Below are 18,258 nucleotides of genomic sequence, written 5' to 3'. Positions count from 1 at the left end.
ACCTCCCCGCGCCGGGCGGACGCGGCGGCCGCCCGGCGCGGGGAGCGTCAACGGTCCGCGGCGTACAGGCGCAGGGTGACAGGGGCGCAGACCAGGACGACGGCGGCGGTGGCGGCGAGCGACCAGGCCACCGGGCCCGCGGGGGAACCGGCGCCGTTCATCAGGTCGCGCGCCGCGGTGGCCACGTGGCTGAGCGGTTTGACGCGGTCCGACGCGATCCGGGCCGCGCGGGCGGGAGTTCGGCCGCCGGGGGCCGGGCGGTGGGCGCCGCGGGGGCGGGAGTTCGGCTGCGCGGGCGGGGGGTCGGCGCGCGGGGCCGGGGCGGTGGGGCCGCGCCGCGGGGGCCGCCCGTGGGCGTCACCGGGCGAATCGTCCGGTTCATCGGGCGGACATGATGGACCGTCAGGCGTAGAGTGCCGGACATGGAGGCCGAAGGGGGAATCGGCGGCCGGGGCTCCGGGGCGGCGCCACCGTGGGCGGTGCGCATCCGGCGGGGCGACGGGACGATCGCGGGGGCCGGGGTACTGGTCGACCCGCAGTGGGTGCTCACGCACGCGGCAGCCGTCGCCGAGGGGGAACACGTCACCGCGGAGTTCGTCGCGGCCCGGGGCGCCTCCCGCCACGCGGTCGCCGAACAGGTCTGCGCCGCCGAGGCGGGCGGGGTCGCGCTGCTGCGGCTGGCCCGACCCGGCCCGGCGGGCGCCGCGAGCGCGCTGCGCCGGCTGTCCGTGCCCCACCGCGAGGTGCGGGTGTACGGATTCCCGGCCGCGGAGGGCGCCGGGCGGTGGATGGCCGCGGCGACCGGCGGCGTGGCGGGCGGCGCCGACGGGCGGGTGGGGCTGGCCCCGGCGGGGGCCTTCACCGCGGGATACGGCGGCGCCGCGGCCGTGGACGCCGCCACCGGCCAGATCGTCGGGGTGGTGCTGCCCGGCAGCCCCGACGGCGAGCGCGCGGGCCCGTGCCTGAGCCCGGCCGAGACCATCGCGCGCCACCTCCCGCGCGCCGCCGGCTGGACCACGGGCCGGCCCGCGGTGGACGAGCGGCTGCACGCGCACGGGCCCGAACCGGCCCTGTTCGACCCGCACTTCGCCCGCCGGCTGGCGCAGTGGTTCCGCGGCGGCCGCCAGGGGGAGCGGTACGCGGACCACCACCGGGACCGTACCGGGCGCGACGCGCGTCCACCGGGGGCAGCGGGGGTACCGGCGGCAGCGGGGGTATCGGAGGCTCCGTCCGCGCCGGGCGCCGCGGTCCGCACCGCCCGCCGCACCGACGACGGCCTCCAGATCAAGATCAGCCGGGTCCGTGCCGACGATCCGGTCCGCGCGGCCACGCTCCGCCGTGCCCTCCTGCTGGCCGACCGCGAGGCGGGCGGCCCGACGGCCGGCCGGGGTCCCGGTCCGACCGCCGGTCCGGGCGGCACGATCGGAGGTCCGGGCAGCGGCCGGAGCGGGGGCACGGTCGGCCGTCCGGGGGCGGCCAACGGGTATCCCGCCAACGGCACGCGCAGCCAGGCCGGTCCGGCCCGCGAGGGGGCGGTCGGCGGCGCGGACACCGACCCGCCGGTCGGCGCGCTCGACCTCGCGCTGAACGCGGCCGGGCGCGGCACCCGGTGGATCGCGGAGCGCGTCGCCGACCGGCTCGGCGTGCTCCCGGAGGGGCTGGAGGACATCACCGGGGCGGACCTCGACGCGACCGTCCGGCGCGTCCTCGCCTCCCCCGCGACGCTCACCCTCGTCCTGGTGGGGGTCGACGAGGCGGACGATCCCGACACGCTGCTCGACCTGCTCGCGCGGCTGCGCGTCCACGGCGACCGCATGCTCCTGGTCTTCCGCCACGACGGCGCCCATGTCGCCCGCGCCCAGAGCCAGTTGGTGATCGAGCCGAGCCAGCAGCGGCAGGCCCGGCTGCTCGGCACGCTGACGGAGATCACCGGCCCGCTCGCCGACGCGCTGCACGCGCGGATGGCGGTGGTGCTCGCCGACTGCGACCGCGCGCTCGACGCCCTGATCAAGGCGCATGTGGTGCGGACCACGATGGCGGGCACGGCCGGGGTCGCCGCGGGCCGCGGCGAGCACCCGGACCTGGGCCGCTTCGAGCGCGTCGCGGCGCGCGCCGAGCGGCACATGCGGGAGGCGATCGCACGCCTCGACCCGCTCGTCGAGCGGCACGAGGAGCTGATCGGCCGGCTCGACTCGTACCAGGTGCTCTACCAACAGGCCGTGCGCAGCGAGGACCTGGACGCCGAGGACCGCTACCAGGCCGCGCACGACCTGCTGCACGCCCGCCCCTGCGACCTGGGGCCGGCGGAGGCGGCGGTGCGCGAGTACGTCGACTTCATCGAGCGCCGGGGCCACCGGCCCCCGCCGCCCGGCGGCCTGCCGACCCCCGGACAGGACCGGGACCGGACCCCTGAAGGGCACCAGGACCGGGACGAGGGAGGGGGAGGGGGCTCGGCCGGGAGGCGGGACGGGGCCGGGAGGCAGGACCCGGGCGCGCGGGGCGACCCGGGGGCGCCGCCCGGCGCCCCCGAACGCCCCGAACGCCCCGAACCTCCCGCACCGTTCGGACGGGAGAGGCGGTCCCGCGGCCCGGAACAGCCCGACCCGGTACCGCCGGACGGACCGGACCCGGAGGGGGGCGAGCCCCGCCCGTGACCGAACAGCCCGCACCCTGCCCCCGCCCCGGATGCGGCGGCACCCTGATGTCCACCGGCTTCTGCGACCGTTGCTCGCGCAGGCCACCCGACACCCGAGGCGCGGGCACGTCCGCCTCCGCCCGTGCCCCGGCCCCCTCCTCCGACTCCGCGCACTCCTCCGCCTCGACGCCCCCGCCGGCGGTGCCTCCCCCGGCCTCGTCGGTCCCCGCTCCCCGTACCGGCACGGACCACCCGGGCGACATACCCGACGCGGAGTCGGGCCGTACCGCGGGCGGCGGGCGGCGCGACCGGCCCCGCAGGCAGCGCGGCCAGCGCCGTTCCGTCGAACGCGAACGCGAACGTGAACGCGAACGGGCGCGGGAGCGGGACCGCGCCCGCCCCACCGGGGGCGCCACCCGCCCCCACCTCGCCCCGGCCCCCGCCGTCCCCAACCCCGACACCCTCGACAGCGACGGCCTCGTCCCGCTCCCCGACATCCCCGCGCCCGCCCTCGCCAGCATCGCCGGCGAACCCGGCCCGCCACCCGTCGGCGGCCGCCCGTGCGGCGTACCGGAGTGCCCCGGCACCATCGGGCTGGCCTACGACGGCGGGCCGCCGCCGGACCACGGCTACTGCCCGGAGTGCGGCACCCCGTACTCCTTCCGCCCGCAACTGCGGGTCGGCGACGAGATCGGCGAGGCCAGCCGGCAGACCTACCGCGTGCTCGGCTACCTCTCGCCGGGCGGCACCAGTTGGGTCTACCTCGCCGAGGACACCGAGTTGAAGGGGCACCGGGTGGTGCTCAAGGCGCAGATCAACAACAGCGACGCGATCGCCCGCCGCCGCGCGGTCGAGGAGATGCGCTCGCTCGCCACGCTGCACCACCGGGACGTGGTCGGCGTGATCTCCTCGCGCCGGCACCTCGCGCCCGGCGACCAGGAACCGACCGACTACATCGTGATGGAGTACGTCGCCGGGTCCCCGCTGAACCTGCTGATGAGGCGGACCCCGGAGCAACTGGCCGACCTGTTCGGGGAGCCGTTCGCGCTCGACCACGTGGTGACGTACGGCTGCAAGATCCTCGGCGCCCTGGAGTACCTGCACGACCAGGGGCTGCTCTACTGCGACATGAAGCCCGCGAACGTCATCCACTACGGCCGGCAGGTCAAGCTGATCGACCTCGGCGCGGTGCGCCGCAAGGACGACCGCGTCAGCCGGCTGTCGTACACCCGCGCGTACGCCCCGCGGCTGCGGGAGTTGACCGGCCGCGGCTTCCACGTCGACAGCGACCTGTTCACCGTCGGCCGCACGCTGCGCGAGCTGTACGAGAAGGCGGCGCCGGCCGCGGGGCTCGCCGAGCGCTCCTTCGACCGGCTGATCGCCCGCGCCACGCACGACGACCCCGACGCCCGCTTCACCTCGGCCGCGCAGATGTCCCGGCAGCTATGGGAGGTGCTGCGCGAGCACCGCGCGCTGAGCCGGCACGAGCGGCACCCCGAGCGCTCCACCCGGTTCGAGCCGACCGCGGTGCTCTTCGGCGCGGTGCTCGGCAGGGCACCGGGCACCGGCTACTGGACCCGGCGGGCGGAGCGGGCGATCGGCACCGCGCCGTGGCTGGAGTTCGGCGCGCCGGACCCGCAGGACGTGGCCCGCGCGCTGCCGGTGCCGATCCCCGACCCGGACGACGGCGCCGTGGTCTTCCTCGGCCTGCTGGGCGAGGCGGTGCCCGAGCGCGTCGCGGACCGCGTGCGGCACGACCCGACGCTGCGCACGGTCGAGGTCGCGCTGTGGCTGTGCCGCGGGTTCCTGTGGCACGACGGCGAGGAGGCCGCCGGCCACGCCGCGGACTGGCTCGCCGAGGCGGAACGGCTGCTGGGCCCGGAGGCCGCGGGCTACGACTGGCGGCTCGCCTGGCACCGCGGCCTGACCGGTCTGGCGGCCGGGCGGGTGCGTTCCGCCCAGGGCTACTTCGAGGCGGTCTACGACATCGTGCCCGGCGAGTGGGCGCCCAAGCTCGCCCTCGGCTACTGCGCGGAGCGGCTGGGCGACCCCGAGGAGGACGTCAGCCGCTACTACGAGGCGGTCTGGGAGCGCGACCGCGCCCAGGGCAGCGCCGCGTTCGGCCTGGCCCGCGGTCACCTGCGGGCCGGGCGCCGCACCGCCGCGGTCCGGGTGCTCGGCCAGGTCCCCTCCACCTCGCGGCACTACGACACCGCGCGGGTCGCGATGATCCGGGTGCTCGCCGGACGGGTGCCGGGCGCCGGCCCCACCGCGGCCGACCTGCGCGACGCGGCGGACCGCGTGGCCGAGCAGCCGGCCGGCAGGGCCAGGGACCGGCTGGTCGCGGAGGTGCGTGAGCAGGAGTACGCGCGGCGCAGGGCGGTTGCGGCTTCCGACGGAGCCGTCCACGTCCCCCCTCCCCGGCGCGATCCCGATCCGCCGCGGACCGGCGCCTTCCGCCGGGACGGCACGCCCGATCCGTACGGCGGTCCCGATCCGTACGGCGGCGGCCCCGACCCGGACAGCGGTCCCGATCCGTACGGCGGCCCCGACCCGGACAGCAGTCCCGTCGCGGACGGCGGTCCCGATCCGGACGGCGGTCCCGACCTGGACGGCGGGCCCGCCACGGCGGCCGGCTTCCTCCCGTGGCTGCGCGGGCTGGCGCGCCGCGTGCCGCTCACCCCCCGCGCCCGCACCCCGCCCACGTCCGACGACGCCTGGCTCGACCGGCCGTTCCCCGCGCTGCCGCCCGGCGACCTCTTCGAGGGCGCGGCCAGCGGGCGCCACCTGGCCATGCTGCTCCACGCGTCGCTGCGCGGCCTGGCCGACCAGGGGCACGGCGCCACCGAGCGCGGCGACCTGCTCGACCGCGCCTACGCGGTCCGGCCGGAGAGCAGGTTCTGACGCCCCGGCAGCGGCCGCCCGTCGGCCGGTCGAATCCGCCCGCCGACCGGTCGAACCGGTCGGCGGAGGAGCGACGCGGACGGCGGAGGGGCGACGCGGAAGGCACGCAGCACGCGCACGACCCGAAAGGACCCGGACAGCCCGGAAGACCCGACCGACGTACCGACCGAGCGGTGAGGAGCAGCGGCCAGCAGTGGACACGTACGGGAGCACGAACGGGAGCGAGGACCGGAACGGCGACGGCGGCGCTCGCGGCGGCACCGGCAGCGCTTCACGGCGTACGGCCGGGGCCGACGACCCCGGCGCGCAGGCGGGGTCCGTGCCGCCGCCGTACCCGGACCCGGACGGGTCCGCGGCGCGGCCGGCGGCAGCCGCCACCACCCCTACCGTCGAACTCGCGATCAGCCAGCGCGTCTACCACGCGGCCCGGGCCGGCGTGCAGGACCTGCACGCCATCCTGACCGTCCGGGTCAGCGGCCTCGCGGACGCCGGCGCGGCCGTACGCGCGCCCGCCGGCGGTGCCGGCCCGTCGGTCGCCGAGGTGCTGGTCGTCGACTGCTCCACCTCGATGGAAGTGCCGGAGCGGAAGATCCACGCGGCCCGGCGGGCCGCCGTCACCGCGCTGAGGGCGCTGCCGGAGGGCACCCCGTTCGCCGTCGTCCGGGGCACCCACCGGGCGGTGACCGCCTACCCGCCGGAGGGGCCGATGCGGCCGGCGTCCGCGGCGACCCGCGAGGAGGCGGCGCGCGCGGTCTACGCGATGCGGCCCGGCGGCGGTACCTGCGTCGGCAACTGGCTCGACCTGGCGGGCATGTTGCTCGCGGAGCAGTCCGCGCCGATCCCGCACGTGCTGATGCTCACCGACGGCAGGAACGAGTACGACCGCCTCAACCCGGTCGCCCGCGTGCTCGACACCTGGCAGGGCCGGTTCCTCTGCGACGCCTGGGGCATCGGCACGGACTGGGACGCGCGCCTGCTCGTCGACGTCACCCGGCGGCTGCACGGCAGCGCGAACGCGGTGCACGACGAGGACGAACTTCCGGCGGCGTACGAGGAGTTGATCACCAGGCTGCTGGCCCGGCCGCTGCCGGAGCTGGAGATCAGGGTGACGCCGTCGCCCGGCGGGCGGCTGCGGTACCTGCGCCAGATGTTCCCGCACGAGCTGAGCCTGCCGCAGGCCGGGTCGGGGCCGGCCACCGCCTTCACCACCCGGGCGTGGGGCAACGAGGTACGCAGGTTCCAGCTCTGCGTGACGGTGGACCCGGCCGGCCGTGCCCTGGACGAGGACCTCCAGGCCGCGGTCGTGGAGGTGGCGGCGCCGGACGGCGGAGGGCGGCCGCCGACCGGGCGGCCGGGCCCGGAACGCGGGTTGCGGCTGCCCCCGTCCCGGCCGTGCCTGGTCCGCTGGACCGACGACCCGGTGCTCGCGGCGGTCGGCACCGAGGAGGACGAGCACTTCGAGAAGCACCGGCGGCTCGGCGAGAGCGCCGCCCTCGCCGCGGAGGCGTTCAGGGGCGGGCGGCGCGAGGAGGCGGTCCGGTTGCTCGGCCTCGCCGTCACGCTCGCCCACGACCTGGGCGCACAGCGCCAACTCGCCGAGCTCCAGCGGATCGTGGAGATCCGCGATCCGGTCGCCGGCGACGTGTCACTGCGGGAGGGGGTCGCCGCCGACGCGTTCGAGCACCTGATCGCCGCGAGCACCCACACCACGCACGGCCCGAGTTCGGGCGGCCCGACCGCCGGGGAGGTGCCGGTGCGGCCGGTCGCGGGCCTCGTGGACTGCGCGAACTGCCGGGCCCGCATCCCGTCGAACGCCAGGTTCTGCCCCCACTGCCGGCACCAGCGGTCGCCCGGGGCCGGGGCGTCATGAGCACCACCTCACGCGAACTGTGGTACCGCCTCTGGCTGCTGGCCGCACTCGTGGCGCTGACCACGCTGGCGCTGCTCGGCTCCTACACCGGGGTGCACGACGGCGCGGTGCCGCTCGCGTCGTCGACCGCGCCCGGCGTGCTCGACGTGGACACCGCGAAGGACGCGCTGCTGCGGGCCGAGCAGGACGCCGAACTGGACGCGGCCTCCGACGCGGCCGGTACGAGCAGCTTCTCCACCCAGGTCGCCGTCGCCAACCAGATCCTCACCTCCGCCGCCGCCGAGGACGTCACCGGCGCGACCGGTCGGCTGACCCTGAAGACGGTGACCGGCCTGATCTCGGCGTACTCGTACTGGATCGGGCTGGCCGGACAGGTGCCGGCCCGGTCGCCGCTGCACGCCGGGTACATGGAGGACGCGGCGGACGTACTGGGCCGGCCGGGCGACCCGGTGACCGGCTCGTCGCTGATGAGCCGGCTCAACGCCCTCCAGCAGGCGCAGGTGGCGGTGGTGCACCGGCAGGCGGCGTTCGGATGGCCGCTGGCGCTGGGCTGGTGCGTGTCGGGGACGCTGGTCGTCGCGCTGGCGGCCGCGCTGGCGGAGGCGCACCGCTTCCACCGGACCCGGTTCCGGCGCCGCTGGAACCGCCAACTGGCCGCGGCCGGGGTCCTGCTGGTGGGCGGCGCGGCGGTCCTGGGGACCTTCACCTGGCAGACCCACAGCGGTCTGTTCCACGCCCGCAGGCTGCTGGAGCGGCCGCACGCCGGGCCGGGCATCAGCACCGCGGGGGCGGACGTCGCCCGGCGGATGGCGGACACCGGCTTCCGCGCGGCGGCGGCCGGCTGGATCGTGGCCGGGGGAGTGGCGCTGATGGTGCTCGTGGTGTGGGCGCTCGCGCCGCGGATCGGCGAGTACCGGGTCAAGGTGTCCCGATGAGGCGGCCGGGCGGATGGACCTACGGCGTCATCGGCCTGTGCCTGGTGGTGCTCGCGGTGGTGGGCGCCGTGGTGGTGCGGGCGGTCGGCGACGAGGGCTCGGTGACGCTGCTGGCGAACTGGAGCGGGCAGGACGAGCGGCTCTTCCGGCAGGAGGTGATCGAGCCGTTCGAGGCGAAGGAGCACATCCACGTGCTCTACCAGGGCAGTTCGGCCGAGAGCCAGGTGCTCGACGCCGACGCCGGAGCCGGCGCGCCGCCCGACGTCGCGGTGCTGCCCGGTCCCGGTGAACTCGCCGACTACGCCGCGACGGGCCAACTCCAGCCCCTGGACGACCTGTTCGACGCCGCGGACTTCAACGCCCCCTGGGTCGCCAAGGTGCGGGGACCCGCCGGAGCGGGCGCGCACTACTACTGGCTGCCGATCAAGACCGATCTGAAGAGCACGGTGTGGTACCCGAAGGGCATGGCGCCCGAGCGGCTCGCGGCCGCCGCGGCCCGGCCCGGCTCCTGGTGCCTGGGCATGGTCTCGGGCGCCACCTCCGGCTGGCCGGCCACCGACTGGATCGAGGACATCCTGCTCCAGCAGGCCGGTCCCGACGTCTACCAGCGGTGGGCCGTCGGGAAGCTGCCGTGGGACGACGCCCGGGTCGCGCACGCCTGGCGGACCTGGGGCACCCTGGTCGGCGCCGGCCAGGCCCGCTACGTCACGCCCGCGCTGACCCGCCGCTACGACGCGGTGTCCCGCACCGCGGTGAAGGGCGGCGCCGCGTGCACCCTCGAACACCAGTCGTCCTTCATCCGCACCGACCCCGGCTGGGCGGACAGCGCCCAACCGGCCCGGTCCGACGCGCGGTTCACGCACTCCTCCGCCCTCATCCCGGGGCCGCACGCCTCCCGGGACTCCTGGGAGGTCTCCGGCGACCTCGCCGCGATGCTCCACGACACCCCGCAGGCACGGAAGTTGATCCGCTACCTGGCCCGCTCCGACGTGCAGGCGCGGTGGAGCCTGTCGCAGGCCGGGTTCTCCGCGGACCACGAGGTGGCGCGGTCCGTCTACGCCGGCGACCAGGTCACCCTCGCCGCGGCCAAGGCCCTCGACGCGCCGGGCACCGTACGGTGCTACGACGCGTCGGACGCGATGCCCGCGGTGATGCGCGACGCCTTCGAGCTGGCCGCCCTCCGGTACCTCGCCGACCCCTCCTCGCTGGCCCACCAGTTGACGACGCTGGAGGCGGTACGGCAGCGCCGCACCATGGTCTGGCTCCCCACGGTGTGCGGAAGCGGGGCGACATGACGGAGCGTCAGGTTCCGGGCCGGCGCACGCCGAGCGACGACAGCAACTGGAGCTTGTCGTAGGACTCGGAACCCGGGGTGGCCGTGTACACCAGCAGCCGCTGCGCCTGGTCCTCGTCGAGCAGGGTCTGGCAGTGCAGTTCGAGCAGCCCGACGTCCGGGTGCAGCATCCGCTTGACGTCCACGCGGTGCAGCCCCACCTCGTGGGCGCTCCAGATCGCGGCGAACTCCCGGCTCGACGCCAGCAGCGCGTCCACCAGCTCGCCGGCCGGCGAGCCCGGGCCGAGCGCGGTGTAGGCCGCCCGCAGGCCGGCGGTGAAGTACCGGCCGTGCCGCGGGTGGTCCGGCTCGGGGTAGACCAGCCGGGAGGCCGGGTCGGTGAACCAGCGGTGGACCAGGAAGCGGTCCAGGCCCGTGTAGCCGGTCTGGTCGCCGACCAGCGCCATCGACGGCTGCGTCTGGAGCAGGGTCTCCCCGAGCACCGACATCACCTGGGCCGGGGTGTCCGCCAGCCGGTCCACCACCCGCATCATGCCCGGGCTGACGTGGTCGGTGCGCAGGCCGCGCCGCGGGGTGCCGTGCCCGGCCATCCGGAACAGGTGGTCGCGCTCGTCGAGCGACAGGTGCAGGCCGCGGGCGATCGCGGCGAGCATCTGCTCCGACGGCTGCGGGCCGCGGGCCTGCTCGATCCGTCCGTAGTAGTCCGCGGACATCCCGCACAGCGCGGCGACCTCCTCGCGCCGCAGCCCCGCGGTCCTGCGCCGCTGGCCGCGCGGCAGGCCCACGTCCTCCGGTTGCAGCGCCTCCCGCCGGGTCCGCAGGAAGTCCGCCAGTTGTTCTCGGTCCATGCTCCCAGTCTCCCCTTCACCGACGCCCGACGCCCGACGCCCGGGGCTCCGCGGTTCCGGGGCTCCACGGTCCCGCGCGCCCCGGGATCCGGCCGGCGCCGCCGCCGGTCGTCACGCCGCCGCCGGTCGTCACGCCGGCGCCGGCCGTCACAGCAGGGTGCCGCCGGACGCCTCGACGCGCTGGCCGTTGATCCAGCCGGTGTGCTCCGAGAGCAGCGACGCGACGACACCGCCGATGTCGTCCGGCTCCCCGACCCGGCCGAGGGCGGTCTCCGCGCCGAGCTGCGTGCGCACCTGCTCGTTGTCCCGCAGGTAGCCGCCGCCGAAGTCGGTGGCGATCGGCCCGGGCGCCACGGTGTTCGCGGTGATCCCGCGCCCGCCCAGCTCCAGCGCCAGGTAGCGGGTGAAGACCTCCACCGCGCCCTTCGTCATGGCGTACGCCGACATGCCCGGCCGGCTGAAGCGAGCCAGGCCGGAGGAGGTGTTGACGATCCGGCCGCCATCGGCGATCAGCGGCGCGAGCGCCTGGGTGAGGAAGTACACGCCGCGCACGTGCACCGCGAAGAGCGCGTCGAAGTCCTCGACGGTGGTCTCCGCGAACGGCGCCGGGGCGGAGTGGCCGGCGTTGTTGACGAGGTAGTCGAAGCGGTCGCGCCCCCAGGTCTCCTTGAGGGTCCGCTCCACCTCCGCGACGAAGCCGGGGAAGTCCTCGACCCGGCCGGCGTCCAGCGGCAGGGCCCGCGCGGTGCGGCCGAGGGCGGTGATCTCGTCGACGACGGCCTGCGCCTCGTCGGCGTGCGAGCGGTAGGTGAGGACCGAGTCGACGCCTTCCGCGGCGAGCCGCAGCGCGGTGCTGCGCCCCAGGCCGCGGTTGGCGCCGGTGATCAGGGCGACGCGGTCGCGGGTTCCGGTCTGCTGGGTCATGGTGCTGGCTCCTGGGTGTCGGCGGCGGCCGTACCGTCCGTACGGCCCGTGGGACCCGCCCTCACCGACCAGCCTGCGCGCGTCGCGGCACCGGATGAAGGCCCGGCCCAACCAGGGATTCGCGATCCCTGGCTGGGGGCCGGGCCCGGCCGTGCGCCGGCTACGTCAGCGGCCCGGTCACCGGCAGGACGACCTCGCAGGGCACCGCCCGCGGGTGCGCCGGGTCGAGCGCGTTGAGCACGTCGGTCAGGGCGATCGGGTCGTACGCGATCTCCAGGTGGTCGCTGGCGTCCAGCCCGCACTGGTCCTGCACCGTGATGTTCCTGACGTTCGACGCGGCCGGCAGCAGCGCGTTGGTGTACGGCGTGACCACCTCGTCGTCCTTGGTGGTGATCACGGTGTACGACACCCCGGGCTGCGTCTCGCCGCCGCTGTTGAGCGAGGTGAGGAAGTCGGAGCCGATCTCCTGCTCGACGCAGGCCGCGCAGGCCGGGCCCACCACGAACTGGTTGGCCGGCTCCAGCAGCCCGAGCTGCCTGCCGAACTCGGTGAGGCCGTCCAGGGTGGTGCCGTTGTTGCTGGGGGACAGCGCGATCAGCTTGTCGGTCTTCGCGGCGCCGCCGAGGTTCTTGAGGTAGTAGCGCGGCATCATGCCGCCCTGCGAGTGCCCGACCAGGTCCACCTTGCCCGCGCCGGTCGCCGCCAGCACCTGGTCCACGAACGAGGACAGCTGCGCCGCGCCGTCCTCGGCCGGGCCGGTGCCCTGGATCGCGGCGGACGCCGACGAGCCGCCGTAGTTGAACGCGAACACGCAGTAGCCGTTGTTCGCCAGCAGCGGCGAGGCGCCGCCCCAGTTGTCGTTCATGTTCTCCAGCGTGCCGTGCACCAGCACCACCGGGTACGGATGCGCGGCGCTGGGCTTGCAGGACCAGTTGTTCGCGCCCGCCGGGGCCGTCGTCGGGCTGCCGAAACCGCCGACGAAACCGGTGCCGAAGTGGTAGTTCACCGGTAGTTGGCCCGACGCGGCGGGGGCGGCGGCGGGCGCCGGAGCGGTGCCGGCGTCGGCGGCGGTCGCGGAGCCGGCCTGGGTGCCGGCCAGCGCCAGGCCGACCGCGGCGGCGGCCGTCGCGCAACCGCGCAGGAGGGTGCGTTTCATGTGGGGGTACCGTCCCTTGTTCGAGCGGGCGAATTCCGGAAGTGCGGCGATCGGTGATGCTAGGAAATGCCGTAGGGGCCGGTCAACGACCCCGGCGGCATGCAGGAAAAGCACGTGCCGTGATGCCAGGAAACCGTCCACCCGCAATGCGGAACGGTCATCGGTGGCACAAGAACGGACGTCCCTGTCACACCTGTTGACGCACCGGTAACATCCCCGCATACTGCCCAGTAGGCCACCACGTCAGGGCGTGCCCGGTGCCGCGCCGCGAACTCGCCCTGGTAGCACGGGAAACGGCGGCGCTCGGACCTGCCGTGGCCCGCCGCGCCGCCCGGCAGCACGGCCGACGGAGGGCACCGGTGGACGGACCGTGGACACGCTTTCCGCCGCGGTTCACGGCGGCGGTCGGAAAGGAGCGGACCTCGCTCGCCGCCGAGATCATCGGCGAGATACGGCGCCAGGTGCCCGAGTTCGCCCGGCCGCTCGCCGGGAATTTCGGCGCCGGAATCCAGCAGGGCGTGGAGAGCGCGCTGCGGGAATTCGCCGACCTGCTGGCCGCCGGCCGGGCCGAGGGCGCGTTCACCGAGGACCGGCTGCGGGTGCACCGGGCCCTGGGCCGGGGCGAGTTGGCCGAGGGCCGCAGCCTCGACGCGCTCCAGGCCGCCTACCGGCTCGGCGGGCGGGTCGCCTGGCGCCGCTACGCCCGGGTGGCCCGCCGCTCCGGGCTCGGCACGGACCAGATGGTGGTGCTCGCCGAGGCCATCTTCGCCTGCCTCGACGAACTCGCCTCCGCGGCCGTGCGCGGCTACACGGAGGCGAAGGCCGACGAGGCGGGCACCCTCGGGCGCCGCCGGCACCGGCTGCTGGACCTGCTGGTCACCGGCGCGGCGCCCGATGCCGTACGGGAGGCGGCCGCCACCGCGGACTGGCCGATGCCGTCCGCGGTGGCGTGCGTGGCCCTCGGCCCCGCTCCTGCGGCTCCGCCCGCGGCGGGACCGTCCCCTGCCGGACCGCCGCCGGGTGGACCGCTACCTGCCGGACCGCCGCCGGGTGGGCCCTCCTCGGCCGGACCGTCCCGTGCCGGAACGGCGCGCGGCCGTGCCCGGCTGCCCGACCTGGTGCTGGCGGACACCGACGGCGAGCAGCCCTACCTGCTGGTGCCGGAGCCCGCGCTCTACCTGCGCGACGGCCAGGTCCAGCGGGCGCTGCACGCGCGCACCGCGGTGATCGGGCCGACCGTCCCGGTCGGGCTGGCCGCGGACTCGCTGCGCTGGGCCCGGGCGATCCTCGGCTGCCTGCCGGACGGGCAGACCGGCGGGCCGGTCGACTGCGACCGCTGCCTGCCGGAACTGCTGCTGCTCGGCGACCCGGCGCTGGTCGGGCTGGTCGCCGACCGGCGGCTGCGCCCGCTGGCGGCGCTCACCCCCAAGCGCGCGGAACGGCTCGCCGAGACGCTGCTCGCCTGGCTCCAGACCCACCGCGGCAGCGCGCCCGACGTCGCCGCGCGGCTCGGCATCCACCCGCAGACCGCCCGCCGCCGGCTGCACCAGGTGCAGCGACTCTTCGGAGCGGCGCTCGCCGACCCCGACGCCCGCTTCGAACTCGAAGTCGCCCTGCGCGGCCGGGTCCTGGCCCACCACCCGCCGGCCGCCCGCTGACGGTCGCGGCCCGTCGGCCGCGCCGTCGACCGGGCGTCCGGCGCCCCCGGCGGAGTCACGGATGCGTGCGGCCGCGCGAAGCGGTGCGAAGCCGCGCAGCCGTTGCGCCCCCGGACCCCCGGACCGTTGGACCGCCGAGCTGCCGAGCCGCCGGACCGCCGGACCGCCGGACCGTGGGGCGGGCCTGCGTCAGCCGAAGAGCTGGCCGGACCAGTCCTGGCCCGCCGCCAGCCCGGGCGGCGCGACGAAGACGCCGCTGCCGACGTGCTGGATGTACTCGTTGAGCGCGTCGTGCGCGCCCAGGACGCGCTGGAGCGTGACGAACTGCTCCGGGCTCTTCATGAACGCCACGAAGAACAACCCGCCCAGCAGGTCGCCCGTCTCGGGGTCGATCCCGTCGGTGTACGAGTAGCCGCGGCGCAGGATGCGCAGCCCGTTGTTGTTCTCGTGGGCCGCCAGCCGGATGTGCGCGTCGGCCGGGATGACGTACTGGCCGCCGGACCGGGCGTGGAAGTCCGGGGTGTCGGACTCGGTCTTCCCGGTCAGCGGCGCGCCGCTGGACTTGAAGCGGCCGAACACGTCCTGCTGGTCGCCGAGCCGGTCCCGGTCCCACTGCTCCAGCCGCATCTGGATCTTCCGGCTGACCAGGTAGGAACCGCCGCGCGCCCAGCGCTGCGGCTCCTCGTCGCCGATCCACACGTGCTCGGCCATCATCGACGCGTCGGTGCCGTCGATGTTGCGGGTGCCGTCCTTGAAGCCCAGCAGGTTGCGCGGGGTGGCCTGCTGCGGCGAGGTGGACGAGGTGCGGCCGAAGCCGAGTTCCATCCAGCGCGGCGCCAGCGTGCCGAACGCCAGCCGGCGCAGGTTGCGGACCGCGTGGAAGGCGACCTGCGGGTCGTCCGCGCACGCCTGCACGCACAGGTCGCCGCCGGAGCCCGCCGGGTCGAGCTCGTCCCGGGGCAGCCGCGGCAGCGTCCTGAGCGCCGACGGGCGGCGCGCGGCCAGCCCGAAGCGGCCGTCGAAGAGCGACGGGCCGTATCCGATGGTGACGGTGAGGTGGCCCGGGGCCAGGCCGACCGCCTCGCCGGTGTCGTCCGGCGGGGTGTTGAGGTCGCCCGCGTCCCCCGGCACCGGCCGGCCGAGCGTCATCGCCTCGGCGGCGGCCGTCCACGTCTTCAGCAGGTCCGCCAGGTCCGCGCGGGTCGCGCCGGGCACCGCGTCGAAGGCGGCGAAGCAGAGCCGGTCCTGCGACGGGGTGGCGATGCCGGCCTGGTGGCCGTCCCGGAAGGCGACGACCTGGCTGCCGGCGGCGCCGCCGGAGCCGTCGCCGCCCGAGCCGGACGAGCCGCCCCCGGCCAGCACCGTGCCGCCCACGCCGACGGCGGCCCCGGCCACCGCCGCTCCGGCGCCGACCGCGCCGAGCAGCCGGCGCCTGCTCACGGCGGCCTGTTCGGGCCGCCGTGCGTCAGGTTCCGGGGTAATGTCCGGGGCGCTGTCCGGGGTGCTGTCGGTCACGGGTCAGGCGATCTTTCCGGCGATCTTGGAGACGGACTCCGCGTAGGCGTCCACGGTCTGGGACAGCGTACGCCGCTGGGCGTCGGTGACCTTCTGGTAGTCCACGTACCCGCTGTCCTCGTAGCCGGGCGTCGCGGCGTACTTCTTCAGGGCGGCGGCCGTGGCCTGGTAGCGCTGGGTGACCTCGGCGGCCAGCGCGGGGTCCTTCTTCTTCAGTGTCGGCATCAGCACGTCGACCGCCTCGTTGGCGCCGGCCAGGTTGCCGTCGAAGTCGAGCAGGTCGATGTGCGAGTAGCGCTCCTCCTCGCCGGTGATCTTCGAGGACTGGATCTCGTTGACCAGGTCGGTGGCGCCGTTGGCGATCACCGCGGGCTGGTACTCGACCGTCGGCACCTGGTCGTCGAGGCTCTTGACGTCGGCGTTGAGCTGGTCGGCGAGCTTGGCCGTGCCGGCCAGCGACTTCTTCTGCCAGATCGCCTGCTCCAGGCGGTGGAAGCCGGTGAAGTCCGCCGGGGTGGCGGCGTCGTCGGCGCGGCCGTCGATGCGGCCGTCGAGGTCGCCCCAGATCTCGGCGGTGGGCTCGATCCGCTCGTAGTGGATGCGGGCCTTGCCGTAGAGGGTCTTCGCGTCGTCGAGCTTCCCGGCCTTGACGGCGGCGGTGAACGCGGCGGTGGTGGTGACGAGCTGCTTGACCTCGCCGTCGATCCAGGTGCCGTACTGCTCCGTGGCGGCGACCAGTTGCGGGTCGTCCTTCCAGGTCTTGACGACGGCGCCGGTGACGGTGAAGGCGGCGCGGTCGGCGCTGGCTCCGGGGCAGTACACGGAGTACGTGCCCTTGTCGAGGTTGAGGGTGAAGTCGCCGGACAGGCCCGGGGTCAGGTTCTCCTTCTCGCCGAGCATCTTGCCGCCGTCCTGCAACTCCGCCTCGGTGACCTTCGCCGAGTTCTTGTTGGCGACGCTGAACTTCACCGTGCCGGCCGGGGCCTTGGCCGGGCTGGGCGCGCAGCCCTTGTCGGTGATGGTGATCGTGACCTTGGACGTCTTCGCGCCCGCGGCCTTGGCGTCGGTGCCGGAGGCTCCCTTGTCCTTGTCGCCACCGCAGGCGGTGAGCAGCATGCCCGCGGCGATCACGGTCGCGGCGCAGGCCAGGACTCGGCGGTGGGTGGCAGCGGGGTTCACGAGGGCTCCTTGATGAGGCCGGGCAGGGCACGGCGGACGTCGGGACGGTGGTGCGGTGGGGCGGACGGGGTGAACGGGGGCCGCGGGCGCGGCCCGGCGGCCCGCCGGTGTGGACGGCGGGGCCGGGGCGGCCGCGGGACGGGCGGCGGGTGCGCGTGAGGCGGCGGCTCAGCCGGTCTGCACGGGCTCGGCCTTCGAACTCCTCGCGGCGGACGCCTTCCCGCGGCGGGCCGGCCACAGCACCACCGCGAGCATCGGGACGGTGTAGACGAGCCAGCCGATCACCATCGCCCAGCTCGGGAAGGGTTGGACGCCGAGCACGCCGGTCACCACCGAGGAGGTCGGCGTGCCCGGCCGGACCAGCCAGGACAGGTCGAACGCCTGGTCGTTACGGTCGATCCAGCCGCCCTCGTACGCGGTCATGATGGCGGTGGAGACCAGTCCGGCGGCGACCAGGATCAACACGATGCCGGTGATCCGGAAGAAGCGGGACAGGTTGATCCGGACCCCGCCGCGGTAGATGCCGTAGCCGACCACCGCGGCGACCAGGATGCCGAGCGCGGCGCCGGTGCCGCCGTACCAGGGGTTGTTGCTCTCGTTGAAGGTGGCGAGCAGGAACACCGCCGTCTCGAACCCCTCGCGCAGCACCGCCAGGAAGGCCATCAGCACCAGCGCGGAGGCCGAGCCCTCGGACAGCGCGCGGCCGGCCGCGCCCTCCAGGTCCTTGCGCAGGTCGCGGGAGTGCCGGCGCATCCACAGCACCATGTAGCTGACCATGACGACGGCGATCGCGCCGACCACCGTCTCCAACTGCTCCTGCTGGCGCGTCGGCAGCTCGCTGGAGAAGACCTGGAGCGCGACGGCGACCGCGACGCAGATCGCCACCGCGATGCCGACGCCCAGCCAGACCTTCCTCAGCGCGTCGCGCCGGCCCTGCTGGCCGAGGAAGGACGCGATGATGCCCACGATGAGGGCCGCTTCGAGTCCTTCGCGGAGTCCGATCACGAACGTGGGGAGCATGGGGGTCCTTCACGGTTCCGGCACCGGCCGGGCTCTGGCGGAAAAGGGTCTGTGCGCCGGCTGGGCGGAGGCTGTGCGGGGGCCGGCGAACTTAGGCGACCCTAATTAAAAGGATCCCGTGGTGTGCGCGTCAAGGCGTAGGTGCTCCCAATCCCCGTCAAAACGGGCCTGATGTGGGGCGACTCACCGGTACCTTGACGGGTTCTTTACGGTCACCGCGGCCGCGCCCGGTTTCGCCCGTCGTGCGCGGCATCGGTGCCCGGCCCCGCGCGGAGTTTCCGGGCAAAGGCGCGGCAAGCGGAAGGCGAGGGTTCCCTCCC

At 75.6% G+C, this 18,258-nt stretch carries 13 protein-coding genes; 6 read left to right on the top strand and 7 right to left on the bottom strand.

Annotation, left to right across the window (positions count from 1 at the left end; all coding sequences use genetic code 11):
• Positions 1-47: 47 nt before the first annotated feature.
• Entirely contained in the window at positions 48-185 is a 138-nt protein-coding gene (locus RVR_RS10265) for a hypothetical protein (protein ID WP_202233547.1), read from the bottom strand.
• A 237-nt stretch (positions 186-422) separates the two neighbouring features.
• On the opposite strand from RVR_RS10265, the gene RVR_RS10260 reads away from it, so the two are divergent.
• The 5 genes from RVR_RS10260 to RVR_RS10240 all read left to right on the top strand — a co-directional run bounded on the left by RVR_RS10260 (position 423) and on the right by RVR_RS10240 (position 9,639).
• Positions 423-2,654, top strand: coding sequence for a S1 family serine peptidase (locus RVR_RS10260; RefSeq protein ID WP_202233546.1), 2,232 nt, complete (start codon positions 423-425; stop codon positions 2,652-2,654).
• The gene (locus RVR_RS37465) at positions 2,651-5,539 is read left to right on the top strand and encodes a tetratricopeptide repeat protein (protein WP_237404669.1); all 2,889 of its coding nucleotides are present in this window, start codon (positions 2,651-2,653) and stop codon (positions 5,537-5,539) included. The genes RVR_RS10260 and RVR_RS37465 overlap by 4 nt, the downstream gene beginning before the upstream one ends.
• 193 nt (positions 5,540-5,732) lie before the next feature.
• Positions 5,733-7,409, top strand: a complete 1,677-nt coding sequence (locus RVR_RS10250) for a VWA domain-containing protein (RefSeq protein WP_237404668.1) — start codon at positions 5,733-5,735, stop codon at positions 7,407-7,409.
• Positions 7,406-8,344 (top strand): hypothetical protein, encoded by a 939-nt coding sequence (locus RVR_RS10245; protein WP_202233545.1) that lies wholly within the window; start codon positions 7,406-7,408, stop codon positions 8,342-8,344. Before RVR_RS10250 ends, RVR_RS10245 begins: the two co-directional genes overlap by 4 nt.
• Positions 8,341-9,639 carry an extracellular solute-binding protein gene (locus RVR_RS10240; RefSeq protein ID WP_202233544.1) on the top strand — a complete coding sequence of 433 codons (1,299 nt, stop codon included), beginning with the start codon at positions 8,341-8,343 and terminating at the stop codon, positions 9,637-9,639. Before RVR_RS10245 ends, RVR_RS10240 begins: the two co-directional genes overlap by 4 nt.
• 7 nt (positions 9,640-9,646) lie before the next feature.
• On the opposite strand, the gene RVR_RS10235 is transcribed toward RVR_RS10240, so the two are convergent.
• The 3 genes from RVR_RS10235 to RVR_RS10225 form a co-directional block, all read right to left on the bottom strand.
• On the bottom strand, positions 9,647-10,486 hold the full coding sequence (locus RVR_RS10235; protein WP_202233543.1) for a helix-turn-helix transcriptional regulator: 840 nt from the start codon (positions 10,484-10,486) through the stop codon (positions 9,647-9,649).
• 147 nt (positions 10,487-10,633) lie between these two features.
• On the bottom strand, positions 10,634-11,410 hold the full coding sequence (locus RVR_RS10230) for an SDR family NAD(P)-dependent oxidoreductase (RefSeq protein ID WP_202233542.1): 777 nt from the start codon (positions 11,408-11,410) through the stop codon (positions 10,634-10,636).
• Between the two features lie 160 nt (positions 11,411-11,570).
• Positions 11,571-12,566, bottom strand: a complete 996-nt coding sequence (locus RVR_RS10225; protein ID WP_202233541.1) for an esterase/lipase family protein — start codon at positions 12,564-12,566, stop codon at positions 11,571-11,573.
• 359 nt (positions 12,567-12,925) lie between these two features.
• On the opposite strand from RVR_RS10225, the gene RVR_RS10220 reads away from it, so the two are divergent.
• A complete protein-coding gene (locus RVR_RS10220) occupies positions 12,926-14,224 on the top strand; it encodes a PucR-like N-terminal domain-containing protein (RefSeq protein ID WP_202233540.1) in 1,299 nt (432 codons plus the stop codon).
• 189 nt (positions 14,225-14,413) lie between these two features.
• Here the strand turns inward: RVR_RS10220 and efeB are convergent, their stop codons facing one another.
• The 3 genes from efeB to efeU all read right to left on the bottom strand — a co-directional run bounded on the left by efeB (position 14,414) and on the right by efeU (position 17,938).
• On the bottom strand, positions 14,414-15,739 hold the full coding sequence (gene efeB / locus RVR_RS10215) for an iron uptake transporter deferrochelatase/peroxidase subunit (protein WP_430393122.1): 1,326 nt from the start codon (positions 15,737-15,739) through the stop codon (positions 14,414-14,416).
• 3 nt (positions 15,740-15,742) lie between these two features.
• Positions 15,743-16,918, bottom strand: a complete 1,176-nt coding sequence (gene efeO / locus RVR_RS10210) for an iron uptake system protein EfeO (protein WP_202233539.1) — start codon at positions 16,916-16,918, stop codon at positions 15,743-15,745.
• Between the two features lie 168 nt (positions 16,919-17,086).
• Positions 17,087-17,938 carry an iron uptake transporter permease EfeU gene (gene efeU / locus RVR_RS10205; protein ID WP_202233538.1) on the bottom strand — a complete coding sequence of 284 codons (852 nt, stop codon included), beginning with the start codon at positions 17,936-17,938 and terminating at the stop codon, positions 17,087-17,089.
• Between the last annotated feature and the right edge of the window lie 320 nt (positions 17,939-18,258).

Source organism: Streptomyces sp. SN-593 (assembly GCF_016756395.1).
GTDB classification, from domain to species: domain Bacteria; phylum Actinomycetota; class Actinomycetes; order Streptomycetales; family Streptomycetaceae; genus Actinacidiphila; species Actinacidiphila reveromycinica.
The sequence above is the reverse complement of the archived record's forward strand: the minus strand, read 5'-3'. Positions and strand labels throughout refer to the sequence as shown.

Excerpts from the sequence above, each read along its gene's own strand:
- RVR_RS10260 (WP_202233546.1), top strand. The coding sequence starts at position 423 with ATGGAGGCCGAAGGGGGAATCGGCGGCCGGGGCTCCGGGGCGGCGCCA.
- RVR_RS10245 (WP_202233545.1), top strand. The coding sequence starts at position 7,406 with ATGAGCACCACCTCACGCGAACTGTGGTACCGCCTCTGGCTGCTGGCC.
- RVR_RS10240 (WP_202233544.1), top strand. The coding sequence starts at position 8,341 with ATGAGGCGGCCGGGCGGATGGACCTACGGCGTCATCGGCCTGTGCCTG.
- RVR_RS10235 (WP_202233543.1), bottom strand. The coding sequence starts at position 10,486 with ATGGACCGAGAACAACTGGCGGACTTCCTGCGGACCCGGCGGGAGGCG.
- RVR_RS10230 (WP_202233542.1), bottom strand. The coding sequence starts at position 11,410 with ATGACCCAGCAGACCGGAACCCGCGACCGCGTCGCCCTGATCACCGGC.
- RVR_RS10225 (WP_202233541.1), bottom strand. The coding sequence starts at position 12,566 with ATGAAACGCACCCTCCTGCGCGGTTGCGCGACGGCCGCCGCCGCGGTC.
- efeU (WP_202233538.1), bottom strand. The coding sequence starts at position 17,938 with ATGCTCCCCACGTTCGTGATCGGACTCCGCGAAGGACTCGAAGCGGCC.